8 protein-coding genes and 1 pseudogene are annotated in these 10178 nt (G+C 59.7%); 4 read left to right on the top strand and 5 right to left on the bottom strand.

Annotated features, from left to right (window positions below; translation table 11 throughout):
* Together WD429_RS02670 and WD429_RS02665 are read left to right on the top strand one after the other, a co-directional pair.
* Positions 1-269: pseudogene (locus tag WD429_RS02670) on the top strand (FAD-dependent oxidoreductase); the annotation flags it as partial.
* 68 nt (positions 270-337) lie between these two features.
* Positions 338-1198: an acyl-CoA thioesterase gene (locus WD429_RS02665; RefSeq protein WP_368420630.1), complete on the top strand. Its 861-nt coding sequence runs from the start codon at positions 338-340 to the stop codon at positions 1196-1198.
* A 39-nt stretch (positions 1199-1237) separates the two neighbouring features.
* Here WD429_RS02665 and WD429_RS02660 read toward each other — a convergent pair whose 3' ends face one another.
* The 3 genes from WD429_RS02660 to WD429_RS02650 form a co-directional block, all read right to left on the bottom strand.
* Positions 1238-3811, bottom strand: coding sequence for an EAL domain-containing protein (locus WD429_RS02660; protein WP_368420629.1), 2574 nt, complete (start codon positions 3809-3811; stop codon positions 1238-1240).
* Between the two features lie 109 nt (positions 3812-3920).
* Positions 3921-4367 carry a flavodoxin domain-containing protein gene (locus WD429_RS02655; protein ID WP_368420628.1) on the bottom strand — a complete coding sequence of 149 codons (447 nt, stop codon included), beginning with the start codon at positions 4365-4367 and terminating at the stop codon, positions 3921-3923.
* 84 nt (positions 4368-4451) lie between these two features.
* Positions 4452-5561, bottom strand: a complete 1110-nt coding sequence (locus tag WD429_RS02650; RefSeq protein ID WP_368420627.1) for a GGDEF domain-containing protein — start codon at positions 5559-5561, stop codon at positions 4452-4454.
* A 250-nt stretch (positions 5562-5811) separates the two neighbouring features.
* Between WD429_RS02650 and WD429_RS02645 the strand changes: the two genes are divergently transcribed.
* A complete protein-coding gene (locus WD429_RS02645; RefSeq protein ID WP_368420626.1) occupies positions 5812-7374 on the top strand; it encodes an inorganic phosphate transporter in 1563 nt (520 codons plus the stop codon).
* Between the two features lie 130 nt (positions 7375-7504).
* Positions 7505-7771, top strand: coding sequence for a hypothetical protein (locus WD429_RS02640; protein WP_368420625.1), 267 nt, complete (start codon positions 7505-7507; stop codon positions 7769-7771).
* 134 nt (positions 7772-7905) lie between these two features.
* Here WD429_RS02640 and panP read toward each other — a convergent pair whose 3' ends face one another.
* Both panP and WD429_RS02630 read right to left on the bottom strand, forming a co-directional pair.
* Complete coding sequence (gene panP, locus WD429_RS02635; RefSeq protein ID WP_368420624.1) at positions 7906-9585, bottom strand: pyridoxal-dependent aspartate 1-decarboxylase PanP; 1680 nt, start codon at positions 9583-9585, stop codon at positions 7906-7908.
* A gap of 223 nt (positions 9586-9808) precedes the next feature.
* Positions 9809-10147 (bottom strand): DUF503 domain-containing protein, encoded by a 339-nt coding sequence (locus tag WD429_RS02630; RefSeq protein WP_368420623.1) that lies wholly within the window; start codon positions 10145-10147, stop codon positions 9809-9811.
* Between the last annotated feature and the right edge of the window lie 31 nt (positions 10148-10178).

The raw sequence follows: 10178 nt of genomic DNA, 5'->3' as shown, positions 1-10178 counted from the left end.
CCCGCGCACTGGCGAAGACTCTGATCAGTGAGCGCACCGAAGTGGCCTATGGCACCATGCCGGTGATGATCAAGACCCCCTGCTGCCCGACGGCGGTTTGCCCGCCCCCTTCCGACGCAACCGGGGAATGGCAGATAGAGCAGGATGGCAGTGATGTGCGGGCTTTGTTCAAGAGTACCGATGGCCAGATACTGGGTTTTGCGGTTACCGGTCGTTTCGCGGTTGAAAAACAGGCGTTATCGAAGGAAGTGCCACCGATCCACGACTGAGAGATTGCGAAATGCCCCGGCTTGGGGTAGAAACGCATTCGTGAGCTAACGAACTAACAGGAGTGGGCATGCTTGAATTAACCAGAAAGCTGGTGGATCTTCTGGATCTTTCGCCAATCGGGGACGACCATTTTCAGGGTGACAGCGAAGACCTTGGGTTTCCCAATGTATTTGGCGGCCAGGTACTGGGCCAGGGCCTGATGGCGGCAAGCAGGACGGTCGAAGGCCGGTTGCCCCATTCCCTGCATGCGTACTTTCTGCGGCCGGGCAATCACAGCATGCCCATCGATTACGAAGTGCAGCGGGTGCGGGACGGTGGCAGCTTTTCCGTACGGCGGGTGATTGCCCGCCAGGGCGGCAAGGAGATTCTCACCGGTTCGATGTCTTTCCAGGTGGACGAGCAGGGTTTTGAACACCAGCTCGACATGCCGGAGGCTCCGGCCCCGGACACACTGAAGTCGGAGCAGGAATACGGCGAAATGATGGCACCTCATGTGCCGGAACACCTGCGCGACACCCTCACCCGCGAGCGCCCCATCGAGATTCGCCCGGTGGATCCGGTCAACCCGTTCAAACCGGAATCCCGCCCACCCCATAAGCAAAGCTGGCTCAGAGCTCAGGGGCAATTGCCGGACGACCCGGTGCTGCATCGCTGCCTGCTTACCTACGCGTCAGACTTTGCTTTTCTGGGCACGTCTCTTCATCCCCACGGCGTGACCTTTATGAGCAAAGACATGCAGGTAGCGAGCCTTGATCATGCCATCTGGTTTCACCGGGATTTTCGCATGGATGAATGGCTGTTGTACGACAAGGACAGCCCCAGTGCTGCTGGCGGCCGCGGATTCAACCGTGGCAATTTCTTCAATCAGCGCGGCGGCCTGGTTGCTTCAACCACTCAGGAAGCGCTGATTCGCAAACGCGCGCGCTAGTCGGTTACAGTCTGGATAAAGCGGTCTCAGAGTCTGGTGTTAGCCGGTTTTCCGACGGGTGCCGGCCGTATCGGCCGACAGCCACTGCAGCAATGTATCGAAAGGCAAAGGCGGCGTGAGCAGGTAGCCCTGAATCATGTCGCACCCCATGCTTTCCAGCAATTCCGCGGTCTCTTCGTCTTCCACACCTTCAGCGACAACTTTGTAACCCAAAGAGTGGCACATATCGATGGTGGTCTGAACAATCACCCGGTCCCCAGGCTGGGTGGTGATGTCGGTGATCAGCGAGCGGTCGATCTTGATCTCACTGGCGGGCAATTGCTTGATGTACGACAGCGAGGAGTAGCCCGAGCCAAAATCATCAATCGACACCGGTATGCCGGTTGAGTGCAGGGAATTCAGCGCTTTCAGGGAGTTGGCCGGGTCCTGCATCATCGAGGTTTCAGTGACCTCCAGAATGATCTCGCCCCGGTGGGCATGGTGGCCGTCCATCAGCCGCTGCACAAACACGGGGAAATCCGGTTCCCGCAGGTTGTTGGGCGAAATGTTGACGGACATTTCCAGTGGCCAACCCTGTTCCACCAGACGACCACGCATCTCCAGGGCACGCTCCAGCACCCAGCGCGTCAGCGGTTTGATCAGTCCGGTTTGCTCCGCGATGGCGACCAGCACATCCGTGCGGATGGCGGGGATGCGGCCCGGCCAGCGGATCAGTGCCTCGACCCCAACGATTTTGTGGGTGGCCAGTGCCAGTTTCGGCTGCAGGTGCAGGTCGAGCTCGTGGTTCTGCAAGGCCTTGCGCAGCTCCGACACCAGTGTCAGCCTTTCGGCGCTGTAGGAGTCGCGGGTGGGCTGATAATACGCCAGGCCGCGATCACGAGCTTCGTCGGAGTCCTGGGCAATGTGCGCAAGGCGAATCAGCGAGTTGGTGTCCTGGGCGTGCTCCGGGAAAATGGCGGCACCGACTTGCGGGTCCAGGGGCAGTTGCATGCCCAGGTAGTCCACCGCTTCCCGCAGTTCCTCCAGGCCATGCACCACGGTTCGAGGCGCTTTGGTGATCGCGTCGGCGTCCACCACAAAACCGAAGGTGGCGGGTTCCAGTGAGGCAAGATAAACCGAACGTTGTTCGTTGGTCTCGACGGGCAGCACCCCGGGCAGTTCCCTCACAATGCTGTTATACCGGGCTGAGGCCAGTTCGATCAACCGGTCTGTGTTGCGGTGGCCGAGGGTTTTGGTGATGGCCTGAAGGTTGCTCAGGTGAATGACGGCAATCGCATATCGACGGTCCGGCATCCGGGTAATCAGGTCGTTGATCATCATTTCAAAACTGGTGCGGTTGGGCAGGCCGGTCAGTGGGTTGTGAAGGGCCTGGTCCATCAATCGCAGTTCTGCCGCCCGCCGCGCCGCCATGGCTCTCAGTTCCGCCTCGCGGGCGTGGAGCCGTTCTTCCCGGTCGTTGTACAGCCGTTTGGCGAGGGCGATGGTGAGCAGAATCGCCTCCAGCCCGGAGCCTACCTGCATGCCGTAGGTGGTCAGCCAGTTGGTTGTCAGCAACCCATACTTGTTGGCCCCCGTCAGCATGGTGCCAACAATCAACAGAGCCCAGGCAATGGTGTAGTACCCGGCCTGGGGGTTGCGTTTGGCCCACTGAAACGGGCCGATGACCGTCAGCACCAGAAAGCCCGACAACCCCAGTGCCACTGAGAATTTTATGGAGGTGTTGAAATCCAGCACGAAGGTGCCGAGCACCGCGACAATACTCAGCCCGACAAGGGTCTTGAGCAGCAGATCCGTGCGCGGTGCCCGGTCGCGCAGCCGCAGGAACGAACGCGCGAACAGCAACGCAAACAGCACGGCACCGGGGACCGCCATCAGCATGGTCTGATTTTGCAGCCAGGGGCTCTCCGGCCAGAACACCTGGTAAGTGACGCCGCGCAGGCAGGCCATCAGAAACAGGTAGCCAAAGGTCGACAGTACGTAAAACAGGTAAGTGGCTTCCCGCAGGGTCAGGAAAATAACCAGGTTGAAAAAGATGGTGGTAATCAAAATGCCGTAGTACAGGCTGTGCAGTCGGTCCTCGGTGGTCAGCGCATCGAACAGCGCGTTCTGTTCCCATAGCCGGATCGGCACCTGATGGGCCCCGTTGGTCTGTACCGACAGCAGTATTTCATAGTCGACGCCAGGCTCTACGGTATAGGGGATCAGAAAGCTGGGGTGATACAGCGGGCGCTCGGAGAAGGGGAGGTGGTCGCCGGTGACCACTTTGTCGACCAGCTTGCCATCAGCGAGCAGGTAAAATGTTACAAGGTCGAGCTGAGAGTAGCTGATCTCCAGCACCTGCTGGGTCGGCCCGTCGCCCAGAGGCATGCGATACCAGTAATTGTCGGTGACGTAGCCAAAGTTCGGGGTCTTCTCCGCCAGCGGCTGCCAGTCACCACTGGACAGCAGCCCGGAAAGCGTGTCACCGCCGGCTGATCCCTGCATGGAAGGAGCCTGCATATAAGCAATAGCAGGCTGGGGCAGCCGGGATGATGCCGATGAAGCCGCCAGAGTGTCGGGGGCCATGGTGATCATTGCGCCCATCAGGGCGAAAAACAGAGCAATATGGCGCACAAAATACCAAACTTTTTATGTTTGTTTCCTGCATTATGGCCTCAGCACCGCGACGGCTCAAGGCTGTGGGCGGCATAATTGCAGTTGGTTACTGACTCCGCCAACACCGTTACAGATTGCCTACCCAGTGGGCGACCCAGTCCAGGGCTTCCAGTTCCGGCTCGGTGGTTTCCAGCGCATCAATGCGCAGGGTGTCGCCAAGTTTGTAGGCGGCGGTTTCACACAGTGCCTCTTCCAGCAAGTCGCCGGCCCCGCAGAAGGTGTCTCCGTAGGAGCTGTCCCCCAGAACAATCACACCGAATGGCCGCCCCGGTTGCTGGGGTAACTGCTCGCGCAAAGACAGGTAAAAGGGCAGTAAATTAGGAGGAATTTCGCCCTGTCCGGTGGTGGATGTGCACACCAGCAGGGCGTCATCATTGCTGGTGATGTCATCGAGAATGGGGTTGTCCAGCACCGTGACCGAGTGCCCCTCACTCTCCAAGGCCTGCTTGATGGCCTTTGCTGTCAGCAATGCCCCGCCATAGACACTGCCTGTCAGAATCCGAATTGCCGCCATGTCAGCCCTTTTATGGCTCCGTTCGCGGGTGTCAGCCGCGCCTGAATGTGAGGCGACTGATCATAGCGGCTGATCTGGTTGGGCTCAAGGCCGGGGGGTGGTGTCCCGGTCCGCCGCCTCATCGAGGCTGCGCACGCGTGGGGCAATACGGTTCCGTCCGGCCTCCTTGGCACTGTATAGGTGAGTGTCCGCCTGTTTTAGCAGGTCATTGATGGAGCCGGATTTGGCGATGGAGCAGACGCCGGCACTGATGGACACGGGCAGGCGCTGGTCGTGAAAGACGAATTCGGTTCTTGCCACTTCGGCGCGCAGGCGTTCGGCCAGGACCAGTGCCTGCAGCAGGGAGGTGTCCGGCAGCAGCACCAGAAACTCCTCGCCGCCCCAGCGCGCGGCGATGTCGGTTTCCCGGATAACGCGCTGCATCAGCTCGGCAAAGGCTTTTAATACCTCATCTCCGGCGTCGTGACCAAAGCGGTCATTGATGGTTTTAAACAGGTCCAGATCGATCAACACAATGGAAAAATGATGGCCGGCCCGCTGGTAACGGGAGAATTCGGCATTGAGTCGGTATTGCATGTCGCGGCGGTTCGCCAAAGCCGTCAGTTCGTCCGTTCGGGCAGCCTGCTCGTGGGTGCGGGCCAGTTCCACCAGCTCATGCCTGGCCTTCAGTCGGCTGGCCTCCAGCACGAAGCAGAACAGGGACTCGAACGTCAGCGTGGCGAAAAAACGGATTTTGAAGTCCGTTGAGTATTCCGCCGCCACCAGTGGCAGATCCGGATTCTGAAACACCACCACGGCGATCAGGTAGCAGAACAGCAGAATGGCCGTGCCGGTTTTCAGGTTGGTCAGGTAGAACAGCAGAGGCGGAAAGACATAAAACCACAGCGGCCCGGTGTTGCTCTCCCCGCCGGAGGCCATCAGATAAACGAAAAGCAGACCGACGGTCGTGATCAGGCCGCCTTTTTGCGCCGCCCGGTTTCCGGTTCCCGCAAACCACGCCATGTTGACGACGATGGGCAGCGCGAACGCCCAAAGCACCCAGGCGTGGGTATGGTGGTTGGCATACCAGGCTTTGGCCCCGATCCCCAGGAGAAACAGGATGGCCATCAGCGACAGCCAGGTCAGAAGCCGGGCAATACGTTGATCTTCGATGGGGACCGTCGGCGGGGCATCGGGGTGGAGAGAATCTGACATGGGAGCCTTTTTAAGCATTCTTTTCTTTATAGTGCTTGTGGCAGGAGTTATACGCCAGATTACGCCATGCGTGCCGTTATTTCCGCGACATGGGTCAACCGGCCGACGTGACACCCACATGTTTCAATTTCGTGGCAAAAAAATTATAGTTGCCGCGCAGTGTAGACTACCCTAGGGAAGGCGCAATCTGACTGGCCGGGAGGGCGCAATACGTTGCAACACACTCAGCATCCACGAGACCTGATCTGTTATGGCCCCGAAAACCGGATTTCTTGACACCCTGCTCACCAGTCCCTCCACCGAGCGTTTCCGCGTAGGTTTCAGTGTACTGTTCCTGATCGGCATCTGGCTGGTCGTCGGCCAGTTGAGCAGCGGCATGCCCAACAACATGCTGTTGATGGCCGCTGCGGTCATCGGCGGCTATATGGCGATCAACATTGGTGCTAACGACGTCGCCAACAATGTTGGGCCGGCCGTCGGTTCCGGTGCGCTGTCCCTGGGCGGTGCGGTATTGATTGCGGCCATATTTGAAGCCGGCGGCGCTATTATCGCCGGCGGCGATGTGGTCTCCACCATCAAGGGGGGGATCATTGCCGCTGACCGGCTGGATGATGTCAACGCCTTTGTCTGGCTGATGACCGCCGCGCTGCTGGCGGGCGCGCTGTGGCTTAACCTGGCGACCTGGATGGGTGCGCCGGTATCCACCACCCACTCCATTGTCGGCGGTGTACTGGGCGCTGGCATCGCTGCCGGTGGCTGGGGCATCGCTGACTGGAGCGTGATGGCCAAGATTGTGGCCAGTTGGGTGATCTCGCCGGTGATGGGCGGTGTGCTGGCCGCGCTGTTCCTCTACGCCATCAAGAGAACGGTGCTTTATCGTCAGAACCTGGTGCCTGCGGCGCGCACCTTCGTGCCCTGGCTGGTTGCGATCATGGCTTGGGCCTTTGGTACCTACCTGATGGTCAAGGGCGTCAAAAAGCTGGTTGAGGTGGATTTCCTTGGAGCCTCGCTGGTCGGTCTGGCGGTAGCCGCCGTGGTGTTCGTGGCGATGCGCGTCTTGGTCGGCCGGCGCGCTGCCACCATGGAAAACAGCACAGAGGGGGTGAATACGTTGTTCACCTGGCCGCTGATCTTCGCCGCCGCCCTGCTGAGTTTTGCCCACGGTGCCAACGACGTGGCCAACGCCATCGGGCCGCTGGCGGCCATTAATGACGCCCTGTCCGCCGGTGCCGTGGTGACCGCCGCATCCATTCCCCTCTGGGTCATGCTGGTCGGTGCACTGGGGCTGGCGGTCGGCCTCATGCTGTTTGGCCCGAAGGTTATCAAGGTGGTTGGCAGCGAGATCACCGAACTGGACAAGACCCGCGCCTTCTGTATCGCGTTGTCTGCCGCGCTGACGGTGATTATTGCTTCGCAGCTTGGGCTGCCGGTCAGCTCCACCCACATCGCCATTGGCGGCGTGTTTGGGGTGGGCTTCCTGCGGGAATACCTGAAATCCAACTACGCCACCCAGCTTCACAAGATCATGGAGCACCATGACGAGGTCGAGCAGGAGCGCTTGCGGCCGTTCCTGGATGATTTCCGCAATGCGTCCCTGGAAGAAATGGAAAGTCTGCTCAAGCAGGCCAAAAAGAAGAAGCAGCAGGTGCCGCTGTCCAAAAGCGAGCGTAAGCGCCTGAAGAAAATCTACCGTGAGGAAATGGTCAAGCGCTCCCACCTCACCCGCATAGTGGCGGCGTGGATTATCACCGTGCCTGCGTCCGCGATGATGGCGGCCCTGCTGTTCTTTACCCTGCGTGGCCTGCTGATGTAATGCCGTTGCCTGCCCGTGCTTTGTTGAGCCGGGCAGGCGCATCTCCGGGCTGGTTGCCGCCGGCCGAAACAGCCATACTGGTGCAATGTTGGGGATGTGCCCTGAACGCCAAACTATCCGGGAGTAAGTGATGAGTTCGTCCGCTGAAAGTCGCCAGGCCCGCACGATCGATGAGCTGCGAGTGTTCATCAAGAAGGTGCTGAGTGATCCGACCATCGCGGTGAAATCCGTGGAAATCGCCCGCAATCACCGTAACGAACAGAACGCCAATGAGCTGATCGCCCGCGAGATCAGTGCCAACACCACGATCCGCATTCCAGAGAGCTGGAGCGAGGCGGATCACATGTTTCTGGATATCCTGCACGAAGTGCTGGATGACGAAGAGGCTTTGTATTGATGTAGCCTGCTTGCTGGTGGGGAGGTGAGCGGTTCGGGGGCGGCTTCAAAAACACGCTGTATTAAGGGGTTAGAGACAAAGCAATGAGCCAGGGCCGGGATGGCCTGCCCTGGCGGTACCCGACCCCTGAAAAATCAGGCTTGGCGCACTCCAGGCTGCTGCTGTCTCAGTACCGCGCCCGCCATCTGGTGCAGAATCGAAATCTCGTCCTGAATCCCTTCCTCCGTAGTCGCCAGCTCCCGTTGTTCCGCCAGAATATCCTCCAGAATTTCTCTGGTCGTTAACGGATTGGCCAACACCACCCGGAACACAATGCAGGGGAAGTGGAAGTAACGGGCTGGCTCCAGCCGCGTCCGCGAAACAAACGCCTTGCCCCGTTCCCGTTGAGTTTTCTGGATGAACTTGGTGATGCGGTTCAGGCAGCTGTTCAGTTTCTCCGCCTGTCGCTCATCGGCCAGTGTCAGCGCCTGCTGCACCTCGGCCGGGCAGTAGCGGTAGGTGAGGATGTTCAGTTCCGGTTTGGTCACCAGCTCGAAATCCGGCTGAACGTTGATCAGGTCAGCGAAGGTCTGAGCCTTGTCGATGCCCTGGTCGATGAGAATTTCGTAGCCTTCCCGCGCGAGGATTTTCAGGCCGGAGTGAATCAGCATCGACATGCCGGGGCGGGAACCTTCCAGGGTGGTGCTGCCGAGATCCCGCGAACCCTTACGGATGATGTACTGGGCGTGGTGTTCGACGGCGCTGGCGAGGCTGGGGTCGCGGAACACCACCAGGCCAACGCCCATGGGCACGTAGAGCTGCTTGTGGGCGTCGAAGGTGACCGAGTCGGCCTGTTCGATGCCACGCAATAAGTCGCGGTGGCTGCGGGAGAACAGGGTTGGGCCGCCCCAGGCAGCGTCCACATGGAAGTGCGCGCCGAATTCCCGGGCGATGTCGGCCATGGCGTCCAGCGGGTCGACGTTGCCGGTCTCGGTGGTGCCGGCGATGCCGCAGATGGCCATGACTTTGATTTTCTGTTTCTGCAGTTCCAGGCACTTATCCCGCAGTGCGTCGGTGTTGATGCGGTTGTCGTCGTCGGTGTCTACCGGGACCAGGAACTCGCGGCCGAGGCCGAGTACATCGGCGGCTTTGCGCAGGGAATAGTGGCCGCGGCGGGACACCAGAATGGCCGCGCCTTCATGACCGTAGTAGCGAAGCGCACGAAACAGGCCTTCCTGATGGATGCCGCGGAAGCTGCCCTCGGCCGGGAACGCGCGGTTGCGGGCGACCCAGAGAGCGGTCAGGTTGGCCACGGTGCCGCCGGAGCACATGGCACCCAGGGCAAAGCGGGGGTCGTGCATCCATTTGCGGTAAAAAGCGCCATCCTGTTCGTAGACCAAACGGTGAATCATGCCCAGCACCTGGCGCTCCATGGGGGTAAAGGCCTTGGAGGTTTCGGTTTTCACCAGGTTCTGGTTGAGCGCGATCATGATCTTCGACAGCGGCAGCATGAAGTAGGGCAACGCTGAGGTCATGTGGCCGATAAAACTGGGGGAGGCGGTATGCACGGAGTTCGCCACCAGCTTGTCGAGCAGGAACTGGGCCTGTTCGGAGACGAAGACGGGCTTTTCCGGAATGGCGTAATCAGAAAAGTCTTTTTCGACGTCGGACAGGTCTTTCTCTACCGCGACGATGTGTTCCTGCAGGAAACCTGCAAGATTGCGGGAGATGTTCTGGTCAATCCGGCTCAGGGTGGATTCCGGTGCTTCGGGCACCGTGAACACACGATACATAGCCTCTAATGAGGCCTGGGCGGATTTTTTCTTTCCGGTCATAGGCGCGCCACACATTTTCAGTCGGTGGTCATCCGCCGGCCGGTTCCGGATGCCTGGCGGATACGGTCGGATGTGAGTTTCCGACGTTGAAAATTCGTTGTGCCCGGTGTCAGCCGGGCCGCTCTGGCCTCCCTTCTGGCCTCTGAGCCTGTCCTGACTATCTTGAAAGGGAGCGTAGTATACGGCTTGGTGAAATCTTGTGCCACAGGGTGACCAGCAGGGCTCAGAGAATTTCCCGGTGTACGTCCAGTATGGCAGCGTCCACGCGTTCCTGAATGGCTTTTTCTACCTGGTCGAGGCGTTGGGTGATTTGCTGAGTGGAGCTGCCGAGGGCGGCAATGGTCCAGGTGGCGCAATCAAGGGCCTCCAGGTCGGCGGTTTCGGCGACGGCCAGGTCAGGCTCGCGGCCCCAGACGGCTTTCAGGGCGGTGAAGACTTTGCGTTTGGCTTTGAGGTCTTCGCAGCCGTAGAGCTGGAAGTGCAGGGTGAGTACGCCCACGTGGGGGGTGATCACCGGTGGCGGGCCTGATTGGTTCAGTAGTTTTCTCAGGGCTTCTGACATGTTTATTCAGCTTTGGGTGTAGGAACCGTTT

The sequence above is a fragment of the Marinobacter sp. genome (assembly GCF_040904845.1).
Taxonomy (GTDB): domain Bacteria; phylum Pseudomonadota; class Gammaproteobacteria; order Pseudomonadales; family Oleiphilaceae; genus Marinobacter.
This window is presented reverse-complemented; position numbering and strand designations above follow the sequence as displayed.

Excerpts from the sequence above, each read along its gene's own strand:
- panP (WP_368420624.1), bottom strand. The coding sequence starts at position 9,585 with ATGACCGGAAAGAAAAAATCCGCCCAGGCCTCATTAGAGGCTATGTAT.
- WD429_RS02645 (WP_368420626.1), top strand. The coding sequence starts at position 5,812 with ATGGCCCCGAAAACCGGATTTCTTGACACCCTGCTCACCAGTCCCTCC.
- WD429_RS02640 (WP_368420625.1), top strand. The coding sequence starts at position 7,505 with ATGAGTTCGTCCGCTGAAAGTCGCCAGGCCCGCACGATCGATGAGCTG.
- WD429_RS02655 (WP_368420628.1), bottom strand. The coding sequence starts at position 4,367 with ATGGCGGCAATTCGGATTCTGACAGGCAGTGTCTATGGCGGGGCATTG.
- WD429_RS02630 (WP_368420623.1), bottom strand. The coding sequence starts at position 10,147 with ATGTCAGAAGCCCTGAGAAAACTACTGAACCAATCAGGCCCGCCACCG.
- WD429_RS02650 (WP_368420627.1), bottom strand. The coding sequence starts at position 5,561 with ATGTCAGATTCTCTCCACCCCGATGCCCCGCCGACGGTCCCCATCGAA.
- WD429_RS02665 (WP_368420630.1), top strand. The coding sequence starts at position 338 with ATGCTTGAATTAACCAGAAAGCTGGTGGATCTTCTGGATCTTTCGCCA.